Raw genomic sequence first — 25,229 nt, 5'->3', positions numbered from 1 at the left:
TCATGATTATACAGAATATTTTAACAAATACTTAAGTAAATAAATAATCAAGATCGCTCGCAAAAGAAAGGAAAAATATGAGTTCAGATGAACTAATTTTATTATGGATCAATGAACCTATTCATTATGGAAATACATGTGTACGAGAAATAATTTCTAGATTCAAAGACTAATTCATTAGAAGGGGGGTAGTCCTTTACATTTCCTTCTATGTACCCGAACGAGACTAATGAAAAAGTTTCAAAAAAATTGGTATTTTTCCTCGAAATAGGATTTTGGAAATAGTAATAAGGACAAAACTTTCGTACGATTGAGAAAAATCAAAATATTATTTTATACTATTCCTGACCCAAAGAAATTTGGGAAAAAATTTGGAGAGGGGATAGTTGTGTGAGAAAGAAAAGAACACTTGGTGCATTGCTCTTATCACTCCTAATGCTATTCACAGCATTTGGATCTGGAGCATTTGCACAAAATCTTCAAGGAAATGGGGAGTCTGTAAAAGGAAACGAGACTTTCCGTATCCTTATCAAAGGTAAAGGAGCAGACAAAGCTAGTTTAAGCGGAAATTATCAAATCAGTGTACATCGTGATTTCGGTCAAGATGGGGTAACAGCAGAAGTCAACCAAAAACAATATGAAGCATTACTGAAAAACAAAAATCTAGAGATTGAAAAAGTTCCATTACATCAAATTGCAGTTGCAAGTCAACCAATTAAAACAATGGCTTACCCAAGTACAAGGGTCCCTTGGGGAATTAAAGCTATTTACAATGATCAAAATTTAACTTCTACATCTGGAGGTTCCGGAATTAAAATAGCCGTCCTTGATACAGGTGTAGATATTAATCATATTGATTTATGGCAAAATGCAGAGCAATGTAAAGATTTTACTACTTCAAGTAGCTATGTTAACGGATCATGTACGGATAGAAATGGTCATGGTACTCACGTGGCAGGTACAGCTTTAGCCAATGGCGGTTCAGATGGAATGGGGATTTATGGAGTAGCCCCACAAGCCAAATTATGGGCTTACAAAGTTTTAACAGATAGCGGTTCTGGTTATTCAGACGATATTGCTGCGGCAATTCGTCATGCTGCTGATGAAGGGGTAAGAACAGGTTCAAAAGTAATTATTTCAATGTCTCTCGGATCAAGTGTCAAAGATTCTTTAATTTCTAGTGCAGTTGATTATGCATATTCACGTGGAGCGCTAATTATTGCTGCTGCAGGGAATAGTGGTCCATCTAGCAATACGATCGGATATCCTGGAGCACTACAAAAAGTCGTTGCTGTTGCTGCGCTTGAAAATCGTCAAGAAAACGGAACATACCGTGTAGCTGACTTTTCTTCTCGTGGTAATCCAGCAACAGACGGGGATTATGTCATTCACGAGCGTGATGTCGAAGTATCAGCACCTGGAGCATCTATCGAATCGACATGGCCAGGTAACAGATACAATACTATTAGCGGAACATCAATGGCAACTCCACATGTCTCCGGTTTAGCTGCAAAAATTTGGTCAGCGAACCTGAGTTGGTCTGCCCAACAAGTTCGTACGGAATTGCAAAACCGTGCAAAAAAATATGATATTAAAGGCGGATATGGGGCAAGTACTGGTGACGATTATGCTTCTGGATTTGGATTTGCCCGTGTAAAATAATTCTTATAAAATACTGTAAAGATTTGATTAAAGTAAATGGAGGTCTGGACTCGGTATTGAACCGGGTTCAGGCCTTTTTCAATATAACGAAAAATTTGAAGAGTAATTCATATTTTTACTCTTGTAGATTGATAAATTTCCCCATTACAAAATGAAAAACAAATATGGTTAAAATCAAGTCTCGATACAGTTGTACAGAACCTAAGAAGTAAATGCCATAATAAAGAGCTAAGTAACAATACCAATATGTATTCTTTACGATTTAAATTCAATAAGCATCCCCACTTTTTAATAATAAAGGTTTATAGACAACGTATTAATTGTAATATTAGTTAAAATTATCCAATTTTGGAGATGGAATAATAAAGTTAATTAAATATAAAAAACAATAGCTACTTTTTTACATTAATTATTCATTCAATTTGAGAAGATTTTTTTCATACGCTTCCTATATTTATTAATAAAAATTTTTAACATGATGAAAAATAAATAAGAATCAGGATGATAAGGAGGTAACATTATTGGAAAATGATCAAATGAAATATGGTTCTGACTATAAATTCATTCCTGCAACATCGATTGGAAGTGGTTTAGGAGTCGAAGTTGTTTCCGATGTTTATTGTTATACAAATCAAATTGTAAATCTATGTTTTATTGGAGAAAAAAATAAAGAAGGATTTGTTATCGTTGATACAGGAATGCCGAAAAGTGCTGAGGAAATCATTAGTGTGGCAAAAGAAAGATTTGGTGAAACTGCAAGACCAAAAGCTATCCTATTAACTCATGGTCATTTTGATCATGTTGGATCGGTGATTGAACTAGTCGATTATTGGGAAGTCCCCGTTTATGCGCATGAACTTGAAATTCCGTATTTAACCGGAAAGCTAAAATATATAGAACCTGACCCTACTGTAGAAGGAGGGCTAGTGGCAAAAATGTCCCGATTATTCCCAAATGAACCTATTGACTTAGGAAATCATGTTCAACCTTTACCGGCAAATGGTAATGTTCCGGAATTAAGTGATTGGAAATGGATTCATACACCGGGACATACAGAAGGGCACGTTTCCTTTTATCGAGAGAAAGACCGTCTATTAATTGTCGGAGATGCTTTTGTAACAGTGAAACAAGAAAATCTATATGATGTCTATATGCAAGAGGAAGAAATAAGTGGACCACCAAGATATTTTACTCCAGATTGGAAAAGTGCTTGGGAGTCTGTGAAAAAGTTAGAAAAATTACAACCTGAAATTGCTATTACAGGTCATGGAATTCCGATGAAAGGGAGAAACTTAAGAAATAATTTAAAATTACTCGCAGAACATTTTGATAGTATAGCAATCCCATCCTATGGAAAATATATAAATTAATGTTTTGACAATCATTTCATAATATGTCGAACTCCATTGTAAAAATTTCTCGGGAAATGAATAGAAAAATGCGGAATATTATTGAAAAAGGTCCATCGTTTTAAGATGGACCAAAAAAATAAAAAAATATATTGACATTGTCCAACAATACTGTTATATTAATCAATGTCTTAAAAATAATGTCGAAAAACTTTTGTAACATTATTTCATTGCATGATGGATATAATGACAGTAATAGGGATAAACATTACATTTCGGATAATGCGGGTGTAGTTTAGTGGTAAAACCTCAGCCTTCCAAGCTGATGTCGTGGGTTCGATTCCCATCACCCGCTCCAATACATAACTAACGCAGTATTCCGTATCGGATAAAGGACGGGGTATTGCGTTTTTTCTATTTTGCTAAAACTTGAACATGTTTGTCTTTGTGTAGGACAAAACATTCTCCAAATCCGCCATGGATATGTAAAAACATATTTTGCAAAGACTTTAACATTTCTTCTGCATTCTCTAATGAAAATGACGGCCGAATATAAACGATTTGCAATACACTCGTTGTTTCTTCTGTAACTGCCGTTCTCTCAGAATCTACAAACAAACTTCCAAAAGGTCCTATTTGATCAGATGAGAGTGGAAGATTTCTGAGATGATTCATTCTTCCGTTTAATCCTATATATTCATCTGATTCGTTTCCAATTCTTAATAAAACATCTCCTGAAATTTTATTGAAGTCGTAAATTCCAGCTGGTATTTCATATTTTAAGGAGAAAAAATTATTGACATCTGCAGCTGAATGGATAGTAGGAATGAATTGTTGTTTCTTTACTCTTCTATATAATGCTTCGGCAGAGTGACGATATCTGCTAGGATCTCCGCCTAATGACTTAATTACTTTTCTCCACTCAGCAATCCCTTCTAAATCAGTCACGTTTTTATCTAATAAATCAACTGCTAATGATTCTTGAAAAAATCGTAATCTTCCTTTAAGCATTTGTGGTGAATCTTCGACTCTAATATTGTTATAATGGATAATACCTATTTTATAATTAGTGACTAATTGAAAAAATTGATCTGACAATGTGATTTCCAATCATTACACCTCCCAATCATTCAATAAATAGTTTACCATATAAATCAGTCATTTTTTAGTAGAAAGGAGGGATTCACATGGATGTAAAACAGTTAAAAAAAGAAATTATTGAATATAGCAAATCCATTGGTATTGATAAAATTGGTTTTGCTACCGCAGACCCATTTTTGGAATTGAAAAATAGGCTTTTACGGCAACAGGAATTAAATTACCAGTCTGGGTTTGAAGAGTCAAATATTGAAAAACGGGTGAATCCCTCATTAATTTTTGATCGTCCGCAATCCATCATTTCTATTGCTCTTGCCTATCCTTCTAAAATGAAAAAAACAGTAAGAGGAAAAAAAGGAGAAAGAAGAGGCATTTTTTGCCGGGCATCGTGGGGAACGGACTACCATGTTATTTTACGGGATCGATTATCTAAACTAGAGGAATTTATAAAATCAAAAGTTCCTGAAGCAAGATGTAAATCAATGGTAGATACTGGTGAACTTGTGGATAGAGGAGTGGCTGAACGAGCTGGGATTGGATGGAGTGGAAAAAACTGCTCAATCATTACACCTGAGTTTGGATCATACGTATATTTAGGTGAGATGATAACGAATATACCTTTTGAACCTGATACCCCAATTGAAAATCAATGTGGTACTTGTAATAAATGTGTTGATGCATGTCCTACTGGTGCTCTCGTACAAGGAGGGCAGCTAAATGCTAAAAAATGTATTGCCTTTTTAACTCAAACAAAAGGTTTTATTCCAGAAGAATTTCGTGTAAAAATCGGGAATCGTTTATACGGGTGTGACACTTGTCAAATGGTTTGCCCGAAAAATAAAGGAATAGACTTTCATTTTCATGAAGAAATGGAACCAGACCCTGAGGTAGCCAAACCTTTATTACGTCCACTATTGTTTATTAGCAATAAAGAGTTCAGAGAAAAGTTTGGTCATATCTCAGGTTCTTGGAGAGGAAAAAAACCTATTCAGAGAAATGCGATCATTGCATTAGCTCATTATAAAGAAGAAAATGCAGTGAGTGATTTAGTAAAACTATTAAAAGAGGATCCGAGACCAGTTATTCGCGGAACAGCTGCATGGGCATTAGGAAAAATTGGAAATGAAGAATGTTATCATGCATTAATGGAAGCAAAAGATAAAGAGAAAGATGAAGAAGTTTTAAAAGAAATTGAAAAGGGAATAAAGATTTTGAAAGAAAATGCCGCTAAAATTTGAGCGGCATTTTTTCATGTTTGTTATGAATCATATTTTTCCATCATAGCTTTTATTGAGGAGTGATGGAAATGTATAAACAGTTGCAATCCTTATTAAATACAAGAGTTCAACAATGTGTCTCGACGAAAGAAGGTAGTTGTAAAAAAATAGAAAAGAAAAAGGAATTACTTTCGAAGAGAAATGGTGAAATTGTAAAGGCAGATGCGAAAGGGTACGTTCGGGATAAAATAACGGATGATGAACATACTGTCATATTATACGAAGTTCATTTTCGCTATTTTATCAAACAAAAATCGAGTTTCTATATGGAAGAGGAAATTGAAAAACGTGAGGCAGTTTTTTATCACGATACTTTATTAAAAGATGAAGAAATGGAAATGTTTCATGAAACGGAATCCTTACCTATAAGAAAATTTGATAGCGACGAAAATAAACGAATTCGTTATGTATATGATCGAAGACAAGCTGTTCAATATGCTGAACGATGGTGGAACAGTTACAATCCGAAGTATATTAAATTTGAAGTGGATTGTACAAATTTTGTTTCTCAATGTTTACACGCCGGCGGTGCACCAATGAGAGGCTATCCTGTAAAAAGTAAGGGTTGGTGGATGCAAAATAAAAGTTGGAGTTATAGTTGGTCAGTTGCGAATGCATTGCGCTGGTATTTAGGGACTTCAAATACAGGGCTTCGTGCAAAAGAAGTACAAGATCCAGTTGACCTTAAACTTGGGGATGTTATTTGTTATGATTTTCAAGGTGATGGGAGGTTTGATCATTGCACCATCGTCACTGCAAAAGATGCTAATGGTATGCCATTAGTGAATGCCCATACAACGAATAGTCGAATGAGATATTGGTCATATGAAGATTCGACAGCATATACGAAAAACATTCAATATAAATTTTTTTCCATAGTGGATGATGCATAGAAAGTTGTTCATTTTCTAACGGATGTTATAATATCATTTAGGTATTTCCATTAACAATTTTTCCACATGAAAATAGAGGTGAACATAATTTGGCTATTCATGTAGTACTATATCAACCAGAAATTCCAGCAAATACAGGAAATATAGCAAGAACTTGTGCGGCAACGAATACAAAGCTTCATTTAATTCGGCCGTTAGGGTTTTCGACAGATGATAAAATGTTAAAGCGAGCCGGCCTAGACTATTGGGAATATGTTGATATTACATATTACGATTCTTTAAACGAATTTTTTGAAAAAAATAACGGTGGAGAATTTTATTATTTAACGAAATTCGGTGAAAAACCTCATACTTCTTATTCATATGACGATCCTTCCAAAGACTACTATTTTATATTTGGAAAAGAAACAACCGGGCTACCAAAAGATTTATTAGCGAATAATAAAGAGCGTTGTCTCCGTATTCCGATGACAGATAATGTTAGAGCATTGAATTTATCAAATACAGCAGCCATTTTAGTATACGAAGCGTTAAGACAACAAAATTATCCAAATTTACATTAAAATACAATAGTAAGGAAGGATTCGAAATGAATGAAGTAATAGAAACAATATTAAATCATCGTTCAGTAAGAAAGTTTAAAAATATTCCATTAACGAGAGATCAGATTGAAACCATTGTTTCTTGTGCTCAAGCGGCTTCTACTTCAAGTTTTATTCAAGCATACTCCATCATTGGGGTTACGGATATTGAAAAGAAGAAACAGCTGGCAGTAGCATCTGGTAATCAACAATATGTTTTAGATAATGGTCATTTGTTTGTCTTTTGTGCGGATCTATATCGCCATGAATTCATTGGAAAGATGGAAAACGCAGATGTGATTCCAACACTAGAAAGTATGGAAAAATTTATGGTTGCACTCATCGACGCGTCATTAGCTGCCCAAAATGCTGCAATCGCTGCAGAATCAATGGGTATGGGAATTTGTTATATTGGTGGAATACGCAATCATTTATTAAAAGTTTGTGAAATATTAGAGCTACCAGATCGAGTGATTCCATTGTTTGGGTTAGTGGTTGGATATCCAGACCAAGAAACCAATAAAAAACCACGACTTCCAATTCAGCATATTTATCATGAAAATACCTATGAGAATGATATGGAGAAATATAAAAAGGAACTTGACGAGTATAACAAAGTAGTTTCTGAATATTATAAGGATAGAACGAAGGGTAAACGCACAGATACGTGGACAGGACAAATGGCTAAGATGCTTGAGAAACGTGTAAGAATGTATATGAAAGATTTTATAGAGGAAAAAGGTTTTGGCAAAAGATAAAAGCAAGGCTTATGCCTTGCTTTTTTGAGTTATTTTTTCGTTGTACCTGGCTTGTCATTATATCCAGCAGTAAAAATAGCTGCTAAAAACGAAACGGCTACGGCTAAAATTAATACAAGTTTCATTTTTAAAGGACCTCCTTTGTATGTAAAGGCAATAACCTTTTCTTATTATAGCCTATATTTTTTATTATGTGAACGAAATATGTTGCATTATTATTACAATTTTGCTCAAAATGTTTAATGGAAAACAAAGGGAAAGGATAGCGAAAAAATGAATATTACAGGATATACAGTTGAAAAAATAATTGATCCTACGGGTATTTTAGAAGGTGATCGATACGAATTTTTTATTAACATTGAAGTCGATAAAGACGATGAGTTATATTCTGAACGTGGTGTGATCTTAAGGGTTATTTTTGCTTCGATGGAAAATACAGAAAAAATCGTACAATATCAATTTATTGAGAATGAAACAAACGAGGTATTAAATTTTGAAATGGAAGAAGATGAAATGAAAATGATTACTCAATTTTGCAAGGAACATATTGAATAAAAACTTTCATTGTCGAAATCCTCGAATGGAGGATTTTTTTACTGTTCATAGCTTATCCTTTTATGAATCAAGTGATTGATTACTCTTTCCGAGCATAGATTATAATAATCATCTTTGAAATAGCTTGGAGGAGGAACGTATGAGCATCTTAGAAAAAATCGCTAAGTACAGAGAAGAAGAAGAAAAATTGAAGTGGGAAGGTACGTTTGCTCAATATTTAGAGTTATTAAAAGAAAAACCGTGGATTGCCCAATCTGCTCATTCTCGAGTTTATAATATGATTAAAGACGCTGGTATAGAAGAAGTTGATGGAAAGAAACGGTATAAATTTTTCAGTTCAGAATTATTTGGTTTGGAAGATGCTTTGGAAAGATTAGTGGAAGAATATTTCCACCCTGCAGCGAAACGATTAGATGTACGTAAACGAATATTACTTTTAATGGGTCCAGTAAGTGGAGGAAAGTCAACATTAGTGACCATGTTAAAACGAGGTTTAGAAGCATACTCACTAACAGATAAGGGAGCGGTTTACGCAATCAAGGGATGCCCGATGCATGAAGACCCTCTTCACTTAATCCCTCACCATTTACGTGATGATTTTTATCAAGAATATGGAATACGAATTGAAGGTAACCTTTCTCCGTTAAATATGATGCGGCTTGAGAAAGAGTACGGCGGACGTATAGAAGATGTTTTAGTGGAACGCATCTTTTTCTCTGAAGATAAACGAGTCGGGATTGGTACTTTTAGTCCTTCTGATCCAAAATCCCAAGATATTGCTGATTTAACTGGTAGCATTGACTTTTCTACCATTGCCGAATATGGATCAGAATCTGATCCTAGAGCTTATCGATTTGATGGAGAATTGAATAAAGCAAACCGCGGGATTATGGAATTCCAAGAAATGTTAAAATGTGATGAAAAATTTCTATGGCATTTATTATCACTAACTCAAGAAGGGAATTTTAAAGCAGGACGTTTTGCATTAATTTCCGCTGATGAACTCATTGTTGCTCATACAAATGAAACAGAGTATCGTTCGTTTATTTCAAATAAGAAAAATGAGGCCTTACATTCACGTATAATCGTCATGCCTATTCCATATAACTTAAAAGTCAGTGAAGAAGAAAAAATTTATGAGAAAATGATTCGAGAAAGTGATGTTGCTGACGTTCATATTGCTCCACATACATTACGAGTGGCTGCAATGTTCACAATCTTAACTCGTTTGAAAGAGCCAAAACGAGGGGATATCGATCTTATAAAGAAGATGAGATTATACGATGGTGAGAGTGTCGAAGGATTTAACTCTGCTGATGTGGAAGAGTTGAAAAAAGAATATAATGATGAAGGAATGAGCGGAATAGATCCACGTTACGTTATTAACCGAATTTCGTCTACAATCATACGAAAGGAAATGAAATCCATTAATGCTCTTGATGTTCTACGTTCGTTAAAAGACGGTTTGGATCAACATCCTTCCATTACGCCAGAACTAAAAGAAAAGTATTTAAACTTTATTTCACTCGCTAGAAAAGAATATGATGAAATTGCGAAAAAAGAAGTTCAAAAAGCCTTTGTCTACTCTTATGAAGAATCAGCAAAAACGTTAATGGACAATTATTTAGATAATGTAGAAGCCTATTGTAATAAAACGAAGCTTCGAGATCCATTAACAGGTGAAGAAATAAGTCCAGATGAAAAATTAATGCGTTCGATTGAAGAACAAATTGGAATATCAGAAAATGCTAAAAAAGCATTTAGAGAAGAAATATTAATTAGAATCTCAGCGTATGCTCGAAAAGGTAAACGTTTTGACTACAACTCTCATGATCGACTACGTGAAGCGATTCAGAAAAAATTATTTGCTGATTTGAAAGATGTCGTAAAAATTACTACTTCTACAAAAACGCCGGATGAACAACAACTGAAAAAGATTAACGAAGTCGTCGCACGTTTGATTGATGAATATGGATATAACTCAACTTCCGCAAATGAATTATTACGATATGTTGGAAGCTTATTAAATCGATAATCACACTCTTTATGAATCGCCCCTTAAAAGGATGAAAAACTACCTTTTAAGGGGTGTTTTTTATTGGGGATACTTACTAAAAAATTTTTGCAACATAAGAAATATGGAATATTCATTTATTAATAGTGTCTTTATTTTGACTGTTTTTTATTTATCATACTTTTGAAAAATGAATGATGATTAGCCATGAAAATATGAAGGAGAAGGTGCTTGTACATTTTATAAATAGGATTTTAAAAGAAAGTAGTAAATTATTTTTTTATCACTGCATATGATAGAGTAATATAAATGAATTTTCAAAAAATTACTCCATCATGATTTAGGCACACAATATAGTGTATGAAAAGTTGTTAAAAATGTGCATGTTTTTTTATCAAAAATTTAAGGAGGGGAGTCTGTGACAGATTCAAAAAATCCTCAATATGTCATTTCTCAAGAAGATTGGTCCCTCCATCGTAAAGGGTATGATGACCAGCAAAGACACCAAGAAAAAGTACAAGAAGCGATTCGAAATAATTTGCCAGATCTTGTAACGGAAGAGAGCATTATTATGTCGAACGGAAAACAAGTGGTGAAAATACCTATTCGATCATTAGATGAATATAAAATTCGTTATAATTATGAAAAAAATAAACATGTAGGGCAAGGTGATGGGGATAGTCAAGTTGGCGACGTTATTGCTCGCGATGGCTCAAGCCAAAAGGGACCAGGGAGAGGTCAAGGTGCAGGAGACCTGCCTGGCGAAGATTATTATGAAGTAGAAGTGTCATTAATGGAATTAGAAGAAGAGTTTTTCAAACAATTAGAGTTACCAAATTTAAAACGAAAAGAACATGCCGAAAACATGATTGAAGATATTGAATTTAACGATATTCGAAAAACGGGCCTTATGGGTAATATAGATAAAAAGCGTACGATGTTATCTGCATTTAAACGCAATGCAATGAGAGGAAAGCCATCATTTTATCCAATTTATCCCGAAGATTTAAAATTTAAAACATGGTCCGAAGTGAAAAAACCTGAATCGAAAGCAGTCGTGCTTGCCATGATGGATACAAGTGGAAGTATGGGGATATGGGAAAAATATATGGCAAGGAGCTTCTTTTTCTGGATGACAAGATTTTTAAGAACGAAATATGAAAAGGTCGAAATTGAATTTATATCTCATCATACAGAAGCAAAAGTTGTCACAGAGGAAGAATTTTTTACAAAAGGGGAGAGCGGGGGAACGATTTGTTCTTCTGTTTATAAAAAAGCGTTAGAATTAATTGATTCAAAATATGATCATCGAAAATATAATATTTATCCATTCCATTTCTCCGATGGGGATAATTTGACCTCAGACAATGTTCGATGCATAAAATTAGTTGAGGAAATTATGGAACTATCCAATATGTTTGGATATGGCGAAGTAAATCAATATCACCGAACTTCAACACTCATGTCTGCATACAAGAACATTCATAATGAAAAATTTCGGTATTATATCTTAAAGCAAAAAGCGGATGTATTTCATGCAATGAAAACCTTTTTTAGAAAAGAAGAAAATGTAGCATATGCATAAAAAAATCTGTCACCGATAACCAAAAAGGTTGGTCGGTGACAGATTTTTTACTAACAAATATTTAAATATAATCTCCGGTCTTTTTAAAGTACTTTTTCAAACCTTCTCCTAACATAAAAAATCCAACAACAGAAATGGTAATAGCTACACATGCCGATAATGGAATCCAAGGAGCGGTATACAAATCTTTAATGATGTTTTCCATGAATTGTGGCCAAGCGTTCGTAACATTGTGTAATTCAAATGCAAGAGGAGTATTTATTGGCCGAATTTCATGGGAAATATAAATATTTATGATTCCAAGCTGCCCGATAATAAACATCGTTCTTCATTGGCGAAGTTTTAGAAGATAAGTTTGATAGTTTAGCCGACTTAATGCAGGAAGCGATTTTAAACCGTGAACGTTTAGATGATGTTATTGCCAATATGGAAAAAACATTGTCGGAAGAGCACCAAAAGTTATTGAAGCTCATGCAAGAAGAAAGAATGGTTGAAGATCCGCTCGATTTATCGATTTTAAAACGTGAGCAAAATGATTTGACAGTTAAACGCATTCCAATTCGAGCATATACAGATTTAGCAACGTACATTTTAGAAAAGAAAAAAGTCCGAGTCTATGATACAAACGATGGCAAAGTAAAACGTATTGAACGTTTACCAAAATTTATTCGAGACAGCCTGCCTGAATTAGCTCGTTATCAAGGAGAAAGTTACCGTTTTACAGGTATACGTGAATATGAATCTGAAGAAGTGGCGTTATTAAATAGTACCATCCAATTTTTAAATTAAGCATGGACTTAATGAAAAAAGCAAATGAAAAGCGTTCTTGGGGGAGATATTTAGTCACTTATGATGTTCCTGAACCATTGATGGTTGAGGTATACAATATTAGCATTGTAGATGGAACGGGAAAAGAGCTTGAAAACCATTTTATTCATCTAGCCAAAGGAGAAAATGGCGAAATCATTGCATTAGATCCATACTGGTTATTTGCTGGTCATTTTTACGAAAACGTTATTGAATTAAGTGATAACGCATCAAACGAATGCATAGGACATGTTCTAAAGCACTCATCTTTAATTAGAAATCAAGTTCAAGCCAAACGCCAAAAACAATTAGATAAGATTTTAGCGTTCCTAGAGAAATCTTTTAATGAACAATACCGTAACACGCTAGAAAAGCTAGAAAAATATCAACAAGAAAACATAGACAATCGCAATAGTGCTCTTATTAACCAAATGAACGCTCATTTAATTGACTTAGATATGAAGAAAGAAGAACGTTTGAACGTCATTCGTCGCCAAAAGAATATTAGCATGAAACCGCCAAAGAAAATCCTTTCTTTACAACTTGCCCCTACAGGCCGCAGTAAACGAATCATGTCGATTGACTATAAGGATGTAGTGGAAAAATACGAAAAAGCAAACGGACGTATAAACATAAAAATGTTTGATTGCCTAGCATTAGTCGACTTTTACAGCGAACGCTTTAACGGCGAAGAACGATATATCATCCTGACAAACGATCCAAACTATATGCCATCCGAAGAACATCTGGAAGATTTAGCTGATATTTTGAATAAAGTATACATTTATGTCATTCAAGACGGCGAGATTATTGAAGAACGAGCGATGGAGAAAGAAATATTTGTGTTTTAATAGTGAAAGATGGGATTACCAAAACTCATTCCTATCCTATGGGGGAGGGATGAGTTTTTTTATTTGAGCGTGGGATCGGTGCCTGGCACGCCCCGAAGTATGCCGAAGGTTGTTAGAATATCAGAAAAAGAGAGTCCGTAATTCCAAAAAATCACTCAGCTCTCTTTCTATTTTTATCCAGATAATTCTGTTTAGAATCTTGATTTTTCCTCCTTCATTCCGCTTTAATAAAATCGTATCCACCTATTTCCTCTCAAAAATTTCGCCGAAAGGATGGTCTCCAATGACAGAAGAATACCTCGATTTGAAAATGGATTTTATGTTTAAGCAATTGTTCGGCCACCCAAGCCGAAAGCGGATTACGATTGCGTTTTTGAACGGGATTTTAAAAGTAGGAAAGAATAGGCTCCTTCCACCTTTCAAAAGTGTTGGCTGCTTCCTGAAAAGAAGCAAAAGGGCTCTGTTTGGCTAACTTAATCCATTCTTCCAAGCGTTCCTTTGCTTCGGACAATGTTGTCAACCTCATTCATGATTTTCCCTTTTTGTTTCCCGTGTAATTAATGTACAAATCAATACCGTCTCTTTTGGAAGCTCGGTGTTTTCATATTGCACATCGACAATCCGATGGCGGCCCGTATGGTTGTACCCATATACGAATGCCAGAATCGAGGGGACGAATCACAAGATCAAAAACATCAAACGCCGGGCATATGGCTATCGAAATCTAGAACGGTTTCGTTTGCGTGTATTTCTGGAGTGTACAGGGAACACTACAGGTAGTCAGGCTGCTTAAGCGCTCCCTTCTTCCGCTATCGGTATGATAGTTGGTAGAATGGAACCCGTCAAGGAAAGCACTTGACTGTTTCCATTCTACCAACTTTGTGGTCTGTATGCGGAAGAAGGAGCCTGCCTGATGAACCTATTTCATCCAGCTAACATGTTTCTAGGATTGAGTAGAAATCACAGAAAATGGTGAAGACCCAAATATTTTAAAAGAAAGCAATGTGCGTTTTGCTGTATTTCATTGGTATTCAGGTCCCCTGTCTTTGTTGGATGAGATAATAAGAAGTGGATATTATTTTTCGGTGAATTACTCAATGCTAACAACAGAAAAAGGGCTTAAAATCATACAAAAAATTCCTTTGGAACGATTATTGATTGAAACTGATGGTCCTTTTGGGAAATGTAGTAAAAACAGCATGGCATCATATAATTTACGATTTATTTATGATGAGTTTTCAAAAGTATTAGGCATTAAGGATATAAAGGATTTAGTATTTAATAATCTAAAGAAATTGTTGAACGACCAGCAAAGTTACGAACGATGAGTACAAATGCTATACTTCTACTTAAGCCTTTTCAGATGGGGGATGGGAGAGGAAATGAAAGGCGTCATGTGTGAAAATGCGAAAGAACTGGCGCAGAGATTACATAAGTCATTGGAAACAAAACATAAGCGCTACACTTTAAGACCGTTCAACCGATTTGACATTGAAAAATCTATGTGGTGGATTATTCCTTCAACAGTTTATCCAGCTTACAGATTTGGCAAGTATATGATTGATGAAAATAAAGATGGTACATTTTCAGTAGGCGTTCATATTGAGAAGGGATTAGAAAAACCTCTCGACTATAAGAAAGCCTTAATGATGGATAACACTTGGGTGTGGCATGAATTTATCGAAGCAGTAAAGAATGATAAAGTAAAAGAAATTCTTCTTAATATTCACGAGAAAATAAAGGATACAGTACAAATTGGCATTTTAGTGGATGTTCCAGAATCAAATGAACAGTTAAACTATAAACTTCAAGGCGGTCGGTTCATAAATCAAGCTATACAAGAAGTAGAGGATATTATATTGATTCCAGATTGGATTAATAATATGCTACAAATTGAAAAATTAACCTTTGAACAACTCGTATAATTTTGGAAATATGGGATTTACGGAAGCCCGAAAATTACGCAAGAACTATGCAAACAAGGGATTCGACGGGAGAAGATCCAAAAATTAATTTCCATATTGACGCTGAAGTTTATCTTGCAACAGATTGACTGACGTATCCTTTGTCTCCCAAATGTATATGGATGTGGGGACAACGGTTCGATCGAAAAGAAAATTTTTGGGAAGCATAATATCGCATATTCGCTACATCTCGAAACTGTTTTACGCGTGAAGCACGTGCATAGTGGCATAACTCGATCGGCAAACTGTCTACACCAGAATAAGCGTGATGTTGCTCACGCTTGGCGAGTTTGATGTCAAATTCATTTGATGGTTCCTAACGTAAAGAATGGAACCGATGTTTGTATCAGAACGCTTAGGGAACTCCTCTTCTGTGAATAAGTTTCCAACTACGAAGCGATGCCATGCTTACTTAGACGTAAAGCCGAGAGTTCCTAGCGCATGAATGGCAATGATAACATCATCGGTTTGCTTCAAAAAGTGTCGATTGTGTTGCTGCAAATGTTTTTCGGTATAAGACAATTGTGTCATCGTGACCGATAAAGTGGTAGTATATTGTTTTTGAATTTTGTTATAAAACGAAAGTGCTCTTGCATGGAAATTCTCCTTTAAAATGTTGGATGATACATTTATTTTAATTTTTCCATGCAAGGACTATTTTTATGTTCAACAATCTTTATCTAGCACCACGAGTTCTTAATATTTTTCGAACTGCTTTTTTCAAGATGATAAGACAAGAATAAAATGTGAATTTTCTTCCAAAAATACAACTCGATTTCTGGAGTAATTTTATTGTATTATAGAAATATACCAATCTATGTAAGAGAGTTTCATGGAGGTCATTATGAAAGACTATGTTCAACTTCCTCCCATTATTGAGACATTTGATGAAATAGAAGAGGGGTGTTTGAAACGCTTTCTAAGGGGTTGCAAAAAAATAAATAGCAATCAAATTTCGCTAGAGTGCTTAAGGGATTTATATCTAAAAGATAAAAAGGAGTTTTTTCAAATAGTAGATGAATTGGCATTAAGGGGTTTTTATTTTTTTACAGAGAAACCCAACAACATACTTCCTTCTGGTAAAGTATCATTTGATAAATATATTTTGTCCGCTAAAGATTTAGGGCGTTATAAAATTCTAGATTTTCAAAAACTAGGCTTGTCTGGATTTATCCAACGCTTTAATATTGGATCGGACACTTTTTTTCATAAAATTCCTTTAGATGGGTTTAGACGTATTAACAGTAATCTCGATATGAAACTTCTTGAAAAGGAACTGGTAAAAGCAGGGTTCACAATTGCTAATGTAATATATGGAGAAATAATAGAAAATAAACAGGATTCTAAAGAAGTACTAGGTCAGAATGGAAAAGGTATTAATAGCACAGGAACCTCATTAGACTCTCAAAACTCTGTTCATAATGAGCTAACTCTAAGTAATGAACATTACAATCTTTGGGAAAATTCGATTGAAAAAGTTTTTGCAGAAAACATGTATCGGACATTTCGGGAATTTTGCAAAATCAACAACATTCAAACGATAGAAGAGATAAAAGACAGACATTTTGAAGAATACGGGAAATTACGGGGAGTAGGAGTCGGAAAGGTAGAAGCCGTAAAAAAAAGGGTAATTTTTTTTCGTGAACATAATGCAGAACATCTTGAAGTACGTAACATTTTACAAAGCAATGAAAATGAACTTGAACTTATTCAACAAGTCCCACAATATATCGATGAAGTATTCCCAGAGGGTAAATTTCGTACATTTCGTGATTTTTGTAAAAAAAATAAAATTAATACAATTTCTGAGTTGACAAACAAACATTATTTGGATTATAGCAGTATTAAAGGAGTGGGTGTAGGGAAAGTCGAAGCAGTAAAACAACGGGTAACCGAGTACCTTACCTTAAAAGGTAAATCTTTAGCATCAGAAGTGAGAGAACAAAACATACCTTCTGATAACCCAAAAAAATCAATCTTTATTGAGGAACTATTTACAGAGAACATATTCCGAGACTTCCGTAAATATTGCAAGAATAATCATATCCGAACCATATATGAAATAACAAGTAAGGATTTGGAGAAGTTTGGGGAAATGAGAGGTGTAGGTGCTGGTAAAATCGAAGCAATAAAACAACGCATTAATGCATTTATCGAAAAGAATACGGAACCGCTACCAATTACTGTATCCGCAGCTTCAATTGAAATTAACACCATGTTTATGGAAAACAAATATAACCTATTTAAGAAATTTTGTACCGAGCAGGGCATAAACACGGTTGGTCAACTACAAACGCATCATCTTGAAATGTTCCGGAGCTTGAAGGGGGTTGGCAAGAGACGGTTTGAAGAGGTTAAGGAAATTCTGAGTCATTATATCGAGTCAGCTGATTCCAAGCCAAAATTCTTTGAATCCGGCCAAATTTTTGAAGTGATTAAAGAAATGACCGTTTATGAAGTGCTAAGGTTTTACGGGTATCCAACAAGTTCTCGAAGTAAGCTGAAAATCAGGGATATTGAAGGTAAGGATATAGCAGAACTAGGGAATGAGATCGAGCTGCATCTCTTATTTGATTTGTCCAATCGTCTAAAAAAGGAGGAGCATCCAAAGGAAATAGCCTCTAAAATAAAAACTATGGTTTCAGAAAGAGATTTCGCTATCCTCAAACACCGCTTTGAGTATGAAGAGACGCTTGAAGAAGTCGGAAGCCATTTTGGTGTAACGAGAGAGCGAATCAGGCAAATTATAAAAGTCCTTGTAAAAAAAATATTAGGATACTTACGAAGAAAGCAGTTTTCAACAACCGTTTGATGGCAAAGTCTAATTCGTTTGTGACAAGGCGAGAGCTTATTGACTTTGTTGGTGCAGAGAACGAATTTCTAATAAATCTGCTGAAACAGGAGGATCTTCTGTTTAAGTATTACAAAAAGCTTGATATTTTTTTCTTTGATGAAAATGGGAAGATGGACTTCCGAGTAATTGAGGAATTTATAGGGGACCTTCCAGAAATATTCAACTTTTATGAATACCAGCAGTCCCTTGAGGAAGTACTGGAATCGATCGGAATAGAGGAACCATCATTAGAAATAATCCAAAATTTAATAGAGGCAGGAGGATATATTAAATACGGGGAATTTTATTCTCGTCATAAACTGACAATTAACGAGGTTTTGACTTGTTTATTTAAGCACTACATCGACGAGCCCTTAAGAATAGATGAGGAAGGTGTCACCCATCTGCAAGCGTTGGCGAAACGACATCTTGATTATGAGCTTGGCAATACCATACGGGCGATTGATGCCCGTATCCGGGATGCAGAAAGCGTGCTTCTTGTTGATCGGTCTACTTTTCAGTATTTTGATAGTGAAAACTTTGATACTACTATCATTTTAGAGATTGAAGCCTATTTAAATGAAGAGTTCAATAAAAGGGATGTAATTAATGTACAGGATGTGTTCCAAAAGTTTCGGGGACGGCTTGAACAACTGGGAATCCACAATAAATTACATCTCTACTCGTTAGTTCGGTATTATCTTGATGAAAAGTTTACCATTGGGCAAGGGAATACGCTTAATATCTTTAGGAATGAGAAGTCGAAACTAAGTGTTGATGAAAGGCTTGTCGCATTTATGAAAAGACATGGTGGCCTTTGTTCCAAGGATCAATTACTGGAGGTTATTAAGCCACAGTATAAATTGGATCTGGCAATTTCATCCTCTGATCAAATCATTGCATGGGGAAACAATTATGCTATCCTCGTTGAAAATTTAAATTTTCAACCTGCTGAAAAGGCTTTACTTATAGAGTATTTTAATCAAGTCTTTCAAAAAGGCTATTCTACAGCAAGCTATATGTTTAAAGAAATGATGTTTGACAGGAAACTGTCTACCATTTTACGGAACAAGGGTATCGATGAAGCTAATAAATTGGCTGCTATCATCAAACTATTTCTGCCAAATGTGAAAGGTCATACAAACTACCTGTATGTGGAGGGGCATGATTTTGATAGTTTTGAAAAGGTCATTGCTGCTCATTTTACCGATGAAACATCTAGACAGGAAATAAAGGAATTTGCCTTCGAATACGGATACAAAGAAATGATGGCAGCCAATTTCCTTAAAAAACTCCTTGAACAGGGAGTATTTGTTGAAATTGATGTGGACTTGTTGTATCCTGCTAAAAAACTAAAAATTAGTGAGACCTCTCTTGCTGAAATAAAGGCATATGCCGAAGAAGAAATGGGAAGCCAGCAGTATTTGTCCCTTAGCAATCTAAAAGGCTACCGCCGAAAGCTTCCGTCAATTGGGTTTCGCTGGAACGCCTATCTTCTTAAGAGTGTTCTGCAGCGCTGTGGATTCCGCCAAGTAAAAAAGACTTTTAATGATTATCGGTATGATAAGATCATTGTCGTGAAAGACGAGAGCTACATACAAACCTTTGAGGATTTAGTGGTTTACTTGTTGGAAAATGAATACGACGGAAACATGCATGAATTAGCTATCTATGATTTTCTTATGGAAAAAGGGATCGTTCGAGAGCAGGAATATATGCACAAAAAAACCTTACCTTATGAGATCAGAAGTAGTGAGAAATTCCATTTTGATGAATTGGGCTACGTAACTATAAGGCAGGGGAAGTAAATGTCATTTACAGAGCTTGATTTGAAATTTAAATACAGGTCTGATGTTGACCAGATTCATTTAGATTTTTACAGCAAGGTAATTGAAAAAGCAGTGCAATACGATCGGGCTGTTGGCTATTTTACAAGTGGCAGCCTCGGAGTGATTGCAAGGGGGTTGGAGAAATTCCTTCACTCGGACGGTCGTATCCGATTAATTGCAAACCCATATTTGACAGCCGAAGATATCGAAGCCATTCGGCTCGGATACCGGGCAAAATATGACGTAATAGCTAGAAGTCTCCTCCGTGAAATTGAGATTTGTGAGGAATCAATTAGAGAGGATACGCTTAACACATTAGCCTGGCTAATTTATGAGGATAAGCTACAAATCAAGATTGCTTTTACCAACAACAATAGTCTTTACCATGAAAAGTTCGGAATTTTTTATGACCGAGAAGGTAACCGAGTTGCTTTTTCCGGTTCCGCAAATGAAACAATTGGTGGAATACGAGACAATTTTGAAAAGATTGATGTGTTTTGGAAGGAACATGATCACACCAGGATTGATGACATGGTAAATGACTTTGAAAATCTATGGAATAACACAACCAAAGGGTTAACAGTGATTGATATGCCAAACATCCTAAAGGAAAAAATAGAAGGTTACAAAAAGGAGCGAAAGCCAATCAAACGTATTAAACCACGTCCCTACCAGCGAGAGGCGATTGAGGCAGTAAAAAGGAACAACTGGAATGGAATTTTAGAAATGGCGACGGGTACCGGAAAAACAATAACGAGTCTCATTATTGCCAATGAATTTTATAAAGAAAAGGGTAGAATTTTCCTTGCGATCATTGTACCTTTTACACATCTGGTCGATCAGTGGGAGCAGAACTGCCGTCAATTAGGATTTACCAGCTTTACTACTTGCTTTGGGAGCAAGAAGTCATGGACAGGAAAGTTGCAGACAGATGTAAGGGACTTTAATCTCGGAATCCTCAAAAACCATGTGGTTATCACCACGTATCGCAGTGCTGCTTCTGAAGAATTTAACATCCTTATGAAAAAAATAAGAGGCAAAAGCTTCTTGATTGCCGATGAATGTCACTATTTTGGCGTCGATAGCCTTAGGGATAATAAGCTCAGAGGCATAGAGGCAAAGGTAGGCTTATCTGCTACTCCAGAACGATGGTGGGATGAAGACGGTACCCAATTTATTAAGGATTTTTTCGGTGAGACTGTTTATGAATATGATATGAAAACAGCCATTGAAAATGGTGCACTGACAGAATACACGTATACTCCTTTTATCATTGATTTGACAGAGGATGAACTTGAGAGATATGAGAGATATACAAAACGACTCATTCATCTGTACAATTCAGACAAACCTGATCAAGAAGAAATTAGTGATATTAACCGAAAGCGGGCTCTTATTTTAAGTAAGGCAGAAAATAAAAAAGAAAAACTTTTATCAATTTTTCGCGAAAAAGACCGCATGGAAGTTTCTCATACACTAGTCTATTGCGCTCCTGGAGAAGTGGAAGTCATCACGAAAAATCTATCTCGGCTTGGCTATCGGGTTCACCGATTTGATTCAAAGGTCAGTCTTGAAGACAGAATGCAGATTTTAAAATCGTTCGATGATGGTTCAATTCAGATACTTGTGGCAATTAAATGCCTTGATGAAGGTGTAGACGTACCAAGCACAAGGACCGCTTATTTTCTCGCCAGTACGTCAAATCCGCGTGAATTTGTCCAGCGCCGCGGTCGTATTTTAAGGACGTATCCCGGCAAAAATATCGCGGAGATTTATGATTTTATTGTTCTACCATCAGGAGCGAGTGACCAGCTTTACAAGTCGATTGCATCAAAGGAAATTCCTAGATTTGCTGAGTTTTCCAGATTTGCCATAAACAATTATAATGCTAGAGAGGTTGTCGGCAGAGAGCTGCAGTCGTACTCACTTGAGTACTTAATGGATAAGCTGCCTTGGGAAGTATATAGAGAATTTAAAAGTAACATGGGGGTCATTTAATGAATATCAATAAAGATTTGGAGAAAAAAATCAGCGAGTTTCCAAGAGAACTTGCTGAAATTGCTAAATTACTGTTAAGAGAGCTGGAGGCCGGCCGGAAATCAAATGCCAGCATCGAAGAAATGATCAGAGAGGAAATCAGAGAGCTGGTTTTAGAGGAGGAAGGCAGATGAAACTGATCGAAATCTCTCTGAACAACTTCCGTCAGTTTTACGGAGAACAGAAAATCGAATTTGCTAATGGCAAAGAAAATATTACAATTATCTTTGGAGAAAATGGAAAAGGAAAGACCGGAATTTTTCGAGCATTAATGTTTGGTCTATATGGTAGCACCCACATTCAGCAGGATAACCCGAAGGAAAAGATCCATCTTGTCAACTTTCTGGCTTTGGACGAAAACCCTAACATGCCGATTGACACCTCTGTTAAGGTGGTATTTGAGCATCGCAACAAAAAATACGAAATTAAAAGATTTGCTAGAGGCTATAAAACAGGAGATATCATTACGGAAAAGATTCTTGGTGTTGAGTTGAACATTGTTGATGAACAAGGAAACTACTCAGCTAAGCCAATTACAGATGAACAAGAGATTAAAGACATCATCAACGGCATTCTTGATGAAAGCATTAAGGGCTTTTTCTTGTTTGATGCGGAAAAAATTGAAACTCTTGCAAGAACAGATGCCAAGGTCAAGGAAGAGGTTAAAAACGGGATTGTTAAGCTGCTGCAAATAGACAAACTAGAAGCGGCGATCACTCTGCTAAAAAGGCTTCATTCTTCGGAGAAAAAACGAATTCTTGCTTCTTCCCATAACCTTGATTTGACCAGTAAGCAAATTGAAATAGATGCCATTACTGATGAAATCACTAGTATGCAGGAACGGGTCAACTTGAAGGAGAAAAATAAAGCTGCATGTGCACTTGAGATTGAGCAGATCGAAAACAAACTTGCTGAAAACGAAGATGTAAAACGGATTCAGGAAATGCTAGGTACTGCCAAGGAAAAGAAAAACCTTCACGTTCGTCTTGCAAAGGACAAAAAGGAAGAAATTAAAGGGGAGCTCGTCACTAATGGTTACCATTTAATCCTGAAGGATACATACTTCTCCGTTAAAAATTATCTTGATCAGATTCTTGTCGATCAGAGGGATTTGATTCCGATTGAAGTGATTGAAAAATCACTACGAGACCTTGTTTGCGCCTGCTGCGGAAACGACCTGCGAGAAAATATGGACCATCTAAATCAGGTTAAATTATTAAAGAACAACTTTAAACGTTCTGAACTCACACCATTGATTTCTCAGATTACCTCAAGTATTCATGATTTTATGTTAGATGAGGGAGATATTGTAAAATCTATTGAACGTAAACTTCGTGAATTCAGGGAAATCAAAGATGAAATTGAAGAAATCGACCGTGAGATTGATAAATATAGCGGTGCTATCCGACTGAAGGCTCAGGAACAGGAGAACTTTAAAAATCTTGAGGCTACTTTAGGGGATAAAAAAGATTTCTTGAAAGACCTGGAGGAGGAAATTCGTGATCTAAAGTTCAAGATCAATGAAAAAGAGAAAAAGAAAGAAGTATTAGAGAAGGAATTCAGTCGTTTACTCCGAGAGAATGAAAGTTTACGGATCGATTCAAAAATCCTTCAATATATCGAAAGTCTAAAGGACCATTTTGAAACGCTATTTAAAAAGTACAGCGATGAGATGCGTGCTAAGCTAACCAGTGAAACCACGGAGATTTTTAAGGTACTCATCGACCGCAAGGACAAAGAGCTAGTCAAGCGTATTGATATCAATGAGAAATACGAGATTGATATTATAAACTGGGAAAATATCAATATCACCCAAGATATTTCACAAGGTCAGCGTCAGGTTGTAGCTTTATCGTTTATTACTTCTCTTGCAAAAGTAGCTGCAGGTGGATCAGAAGATATCGACTTCCCATTGTTTATGGACACACCTTTTGGTCGGATCAGCGGAAACAACCGTGATCATTTAATAGACAATATTCCAAATCTCACCTCACAGTGGGTGCTTCTGTTAACAGATACAGAGTTGTCTAGGACGGAAGAAATTCGCTTCAAGAGCACCGGCAAGCTCGGTAAGTGGTATAAGCTTGAGCAAATCAAACCGGGACACTCAGAAATCGTAGAACTTGAATTAAATGAAACAATTGCAACTAGGGGGTAAATGATGGACTTTTTAGCAGATCAAGCACTACTTTATACGAGCAAAAAATACGAGGAAATTTACTTTCATTTGAATACAAAATTCGAAATCAAATACCAGGATTTATTCTTGTTATGCGCAAGTATAGGGTTTAAAAAAAATAGAAAAAGAAGTATTGGCGAGCGAGGTCGTGAATTTAGGACCAACTACCTAAACACAAGACAAAAGGCAGCAGCCTATTCTATTATACTAAGTGGTGAAGAACTAGGTAAAAATATAGAAGCATTTGACGAAAATGAATTTCCTAGAAAAGCGAGAAAACTACTTGAAGAGTATGCAGAAGGCGGTATGGAGATTCTGGTCAATGAGGTATTCGGGCACCGCTGGGACGGAAACAAGCTTGATGAGACCTATACTGAATACGAGGTGGATTTGCTCAGCTATATTTACGGCGATTCGAAGGAAGTTCCGTTTTAATTTAAATCATCTACTAAACACAACAGCTACCCGGCTGTTGTGTTTAGATAGTATCGAGAATCCATCATAATTAGATGAACAAATAATTCTTAAGCCAAATCCATTAATGACTGCGTGCCTGGCACATCCCGAAGTATGTCGAAGATTGTTGTATTTGTCAATGATAAATTGAGCCAAGGTGATCACTTCAAAAGTGAGCCACTCTTGGAAAGAGAACTCCCATAAATGGGAGTATGTGGGTGTTTGTGTTTCTTGCCCCGAGGAGGGGCGAGAAACACAAACACCTCGCGCGGCAGTGTACTACCCTTCTCCATTCTCTTTTTGCTTCATACTTTGAAATTGAGCCATACTGATCATCCTTTTTTCCTCTCTCTCATTAAAAGTTGGGTCACTTTTAATCATAAGAGAGGGATTAAAAATTGGAAATCATGTGGCTCATTTTTTAGGCTCTATAATAAATGTTGGGGTTTTCATACAATTTTGGTCAAAAAAAAGACACGCAACCCCGTCATTCTTTTATAC

Annotated in this window: 21 protein-coding genes, 1 tRNA gene and 3 pseudogenes; 22 read left to right on the top strand and 3 right to left on the bottom strand. The window is 35.7% G+C overall.

Annotation, left to right across the window (positions count from 1 at the left end; translation table 11 throughout):
• Positions 1-390: 390 nt before the first annotated feature.
• The 3 genes from AC3ASS_RS06765 (at position 391) to AC3ASS_RS06755 (ending at position 3,369) form a co-directional block, all read left to right on the top strand.
• Positions 391-1,662, top strand: coding sequence for a S8 family peptidase (locus AC3ASS_RS06765; RefSeq protein WP_488282754.1), 1,272 nt, complete (start codon positions 391-393; stop codon positions 1,660-1,662).
• Between the two features lie 536 nt (positions 1,663-2,198).
• A complete protein-coding gene (locus tag AC3ASS_RS06760) occupies positions 2,199-3,032 on the top strand; it encodes an MBL fold metallo-hydrolase (RefSeq protein WP_488282768.1) in 834 nt (277 codons plus the stop codon).
• Between the two features lie 263 nt (positions 3,033-3,295).
• A tRNA-Gly gene (locus AC3ASS_RS06755) sits at positions 3,296-3,369 on the top strand.
• Between the two features lie 56 nt (positions 3,370-3,425).
• Here the strand turns inward: AC3ASS_RS06755 and AC3ASS_RS06750 are convergent.
• Positions 3,426-4,121 (bottom strand): B3/B4 domain-containing protein, encoded by a 696-nt coding sequence (locus tag AC3ASS_RS06750; protein ID WP_488282753.1) that lies wholly within the window; start codon positions 4,119-4,121, stop codon positions 3,426-3,428.
• Positions 4,122-4,198: 77 nt separating this feature from the next.
• Between AC3ASS_RS06750 and queG the strand changes: the two genes are divergently transcribed.
• The 7 genes from queG (at position 4,199) to yhbH (ending at position 11,772) form a co-directional block, all read left to right on the top strand.
• Positions 4,199-5,347, top strand: coding sequence for a tRNA epoxyqueuosine(34) reductase QueG (gene queG / locus AC3ASS_RS06745; RefSeq protein WP_488282752.1), 1,149 nt, complete (start codon positions 4,199-4,201; stop codon positions 5,345-5,347).
• Between the two features lie 68 nt (positions 5,348-5,415).
• Complete coding sequence (locus AC3ASS_RS06740; RefSeq protein WP_488282751.1) at positions 5,416-6,279, top strand: amidase domain-containing protein; 864 nt, start codon at positions 5,416-5,418, stop codon at positions 6,277-6,279.
• Between the two features lie 89 nt (positions 6,280-6,368).
• Positions 6,369-6,842, top strand: coding sequence for a tRNA (uridine(34)/cytosine(34)/5-carboxymethylaminomethyluridine(34)-2'-O)-methyltransferase TrmL (gene trmL, locus AC3ASS_RS06735; protein ID WP_488282750.1), 474 nt, complete (start codon positions 6,369-6,371; stop codon positions 6,840-6,842).
• A gap of 26 nt (positions 6,843-6,868) precedes the next feature.
• A complete protein-coding gene (gene nfsA, locus AC3ASS_RS06730; RefSeq protein ID WP_488282749.1) occupies positions 6,869-7,618 on the top strand; it encodes an oxygen-insensitive NADPH nitroreductase in 750 nt (249 codons plus the stop codon).
• A 273-nt stretch (positions 7,619-7,891) separates the two neighbouring features.
• Positions 7,892-8,173, top strand: a complete 282-nt coding sequence (locus AC3ASS_RS06725; protein ID WP_488282748.1) for a DUF6509 family protein — start codon at positions 7,892-7,894, stop codon at positions 8,171-8,173.
• A 139-nt stretch (positions 8,174-8,312) separates the two neighbouring features.
• Positions 8,313-10,208, top strand: a complete 1,896-nt coding sequence (locus AC3ASS_RS06720) for a PrkA family serine protein kinase (RefSeq protein WP_488282747.1) — start codon at positions 8,313-8,315, stop codon at positions 10,206-10,208.
• Between the two features lie 397 nt (positions 10,209-10,605).
• The gene (gene yhbH / locus AC3ASS_RS06715) at positions 10,606-11,772 is read left to right on the top strand and encodes a sporulation protein YhbH (RefSeq protein WP_488282746.1); all 1,167 of its coding nucleotides are present in this window, start codon (positions 10,606-10,608) and stop codon (positions 11,770-11,772) included.
• Positions 11,773-11,833: 61 nt separating this feature from the next.
• Here yhbH and AC3ASS_RS06710 read toward each other — a convergent pair whose 3' ends face one another.
• On the bottom strand, positions 11,834-12,094 hold the full coding sequence (locus AC3ASS_RS06710) for a hypothetical protein (RefSeq protein ID WP_488282745.1): 261 nt from the start codon (positions 12,092-12,094) through the stop codon (positions 11,834-11,836).
• 53 nt (positions 12,095-12,147) lie between these two features.
• On the opposite strand from AC3ASS_RS06710, the gene AC3ASS_RS06705 reads away from it, so the two are divergent.
• The 3 genes and pseudogenes from AC3ASS_RS06705 to AC3ASS_RS06695 all read left to right on the top strand — a co-directional run.
• Positions 12,148-12,561, top strand: coding sequence for a hypothetical protein (locus AC3ASS_RS06705; RefSeq protein WP_488282744.1), 414 nt, complete (start codon positions 12,148-12,150; stop codon positions 12,559-12,561).
• 11 nt (positions 12,562-12,572) lie between these two features.
• Positions 12,573-13,430: a hypothetical protein gene (locus AC3ASS_RS06700; RefSeq protein ID WP_488282743.1), complete on the top strand. Its 858-nt coding sequence runs from the start codon at positions 12,573-12,575 to the stop codon at positions 13,428-13,430.
• Between the two features lie 283 nt (positions 13,431-13,713).
• Positions 13,714-13,839, top strand: a pseudogene (locus AC3ASS_RS06695) (PD-(D/E)XK nuclease family transposase); the annotation flags it as partial.
• Here the strand turns inward: AC3ASS_RS06695 and AC3ASS_RS06690 are convergent.
• Positions 13,819-13,938 (bottom strand): annotated as a pseudogene (locus AC3ASS_RS06690) (transposase); the annotation flags it as partial. The pseudogenes AC3ASS_RS06695 and AC3ASS_RS06690 sit on opposite strands and share 21 nt — an antisense overlap.
• Before the next feature lie 132 nt (positions 13,939-14,070).
• On the opposite strand from AC3ASS_RS06690, the pseudogene AC3ASS_RS06685 reads away from it, so the two are divergent.
• The 9 genes and pseudogenes from AC3ASS_RS06685 to AC3ASS_RS06645 form a co-directional block, all read left to right on the top strand.
• Positions 14,071-14,223: pseudogene (locus AC3ASS_RS06685) on the top strand (transposase); the annotation flags it as partial.
• 166 nt (positions 14,224-14,389) lie between these two features.
• On the top strand, positions 14,390-14,758 hold the full coding sequence (locus AC3ASS_RS06680; protein WP_488282767.1) for a TatD family hydrolase: 369 nt from the start codon (positions 14,390-14,392) through the stop codon (positions 14,756-14,758).
• 42 nt (positions 14,759-14,800) lie between these two features.
• Positions 14,801-15,355 carry a hypothetical protein gene (locus tag AC3ASS_RS06675; protein WP_488282742.1) on the top strand — a complete coding sequence of 185 codons (555 nt, stop codon included), beginning with the start codon at positions 14,801-14,803 and terminating at the stop codon, positions 15,353-15,355.
• A gap of 883 nt (positions 15,356-16,238) precedes the next feature.
• On the top strand, positions 16,239-18,206 hold the full coding sequence (locus tag AC3ASS_RS06670; RefSeq protein ID WP_488282741.1) for a sigma factor-like helix-turn-helix DNA-binding protein: 1,968 nt from the start codon (positions 16,239-16,241) through the stop codon (positions 18,204-18,206).
• Positions 18,203-20,035 (top strand): hypothetical protein, encoded by a 1,833-nt coding sequence (locus AC3ASS_RS06665; protein WP_488282740.1) that lies wholly within the window; start codon positions 18,203-18,205, stop codon positions 20,033-20,035. The genes AC3ASS_RS06670 and AC3ASS_RS06665 overlap by 4 nt, the downstream gene beginning before the upstream one ends.
• Positions 20,036-22,054, top strand: a complete 2,019-nt coding sequence (locus AC3ASS_RS06660) for a DEAD/DEAH box helicase family protein (RefSeq protein WP_488282739.1) — start codon at positions 20,036-20,038, stop codon at positions 22,052-22,054.
• Positions 22,054-22,227, top strand: a complete 174-nt coding sequence (locus tag AC3ASS_RS06655) for a hypothetical protein (RefSeq protein WP_488282738.1) — start codon at positions 22,054-22,056, stop codon at positions 22,225-22,227. The genes AC3ASS_RS06660 and AC3ASS_RS06655 overlap by 1 nt, the downstream gene beginning before the upstream one ends.
• The gene (locus tag AC3ASS_RS06650) at positions 22,224-24,251 is read left to right on the top strand and encodes an AAA family ATPase (protein WP_488282737.1); all 2,028 of its coding nucleotides are present in this window, start codon (positions 22,224-22,226) and stop codon (positions 24,249-24,251) included. The genes AC3ASS_RS06655 and AC3ASS_RS06650 overlap by 4 nt, the downstream gene beginning before the upstream one ends.
• Positions 24,252-24,254: 3 nt before the next feature.
• Positions 24,255-24,707, top strand: coding sequence for a hypothetical protein (locus AC3ASS_RS06645; RefSeq protein WP_488282736.1), 453 nt, complete (start codon positions 24,255-24,257; stop codon positions 24,705-24,707).
• Positions 24,708-25,229 lie beyond the last annotated feature (522 nt).

Source organism: Bacillus sp. JST-5, from assembly GCF_057747715.1.
This window is presented reverse-complemented; position numbering and strand designations above follow the sequence as displayed.

Coding starts and splice junctions, on each gene's coding strand:
- AC3ASS_RS06705 (WP_488282744.1), top strand. CDS start 12,148: ATGCAGGAAGCGATTTTAAACCGTGAACGTTTAGATGATGTTATTGCC.
- AC3ASS_RS06710 (WP_488282745.1), bottom strand. CDS start 12,094: ATGTTTATTATCGGGCAGCTTGGAATCATAAATATTTATATTTCCCAT.
- AC3ASS_RS06670 (WP_488282741.1), top strand. CDS start 16,239: ATGAAAGACTATGTTCAACTTCCTCCCATTATTGAGACATTTGATGAA.
- nfsA (WP_488282749.1), top strand. CDS start 6,869: ATGAATGAAGTAATAGAAACAATATTAAATCATCGTTCAGTAAGAAAG.
- AC3ASS_RS06700 (WP_488282743.1), top strand. CDS start 12,573: ATGAAAAAAGCAAATGAAAAGCGTTCTTGGGGGAGATATTTAGTCACT.
- AC3ASS_RS06655 (WP_488282738.1), top strand. CDS start 22,054: ATGAATATCAATAAAGATTTGGAGAAAAAAATCAGCGAGTTTCCAAGA.
- AC3ASS_RS06650 (WP_488282737.1), top strand. CDS start 22,224: ATGAAACTGATCGAAATCTCTCTGAACAACTTCCGTCAGTTTTACGGA.
- queG (WP_488282752.1), top strand. CDS start 4,199: ATGGATGTAAAACAGTTAAAAAAAGAAATTATTGAATATAGCAAATCC.
- AC3ASS_RS06645 (WP_488282736.1), top strand. CDS start 24,255: ATGGACTTTTTAGCAGATCAAGCACTACTTTATACGAGCAAAAAATAC.
- AC3ASS_RS06740 (WP_488282751.1), top strand. CDS start 5,416: ATGTATAAACAGTTGCAATCCTTATTAAATACAAGAGTTCAACAATGT.
- AC3ASS_RS06675 (WP_488282742.1), top strand. CDS start 14,801: ATGGGAGAGGAAATGAAAGGCGTCATGTGTGAAAATGCGAAAGAACTG.
- AC3ASS_RS06720 (WP_488282747.1), top strand. CDS start 8,313: ATGAGCATCTTAGAAAAAATCGCTAAGTACAGAGAAGAAGAAGAAAAA.
- AC3ASS_RS06725 (WP_488282748.1), top strand. CDS start 7,892: ATGAATATTACAGGATATACAGTTGAAAAAATAATTGATCCTACGGGT.
- AC3ASS_RS06660 (WP_488282739.1), top strand. CDS start 20,036: ATGTCATTTACAGAGCTTGATTTGAAATTTAAATACAGGTCTGATGTT.
- AC3ASS_RS06760 (WP_488282768.1), top strand. CDS start 2,199: ATGAAATATGGTTCTGACTATAAATTCATTCCTGCAACATCGATTGGA.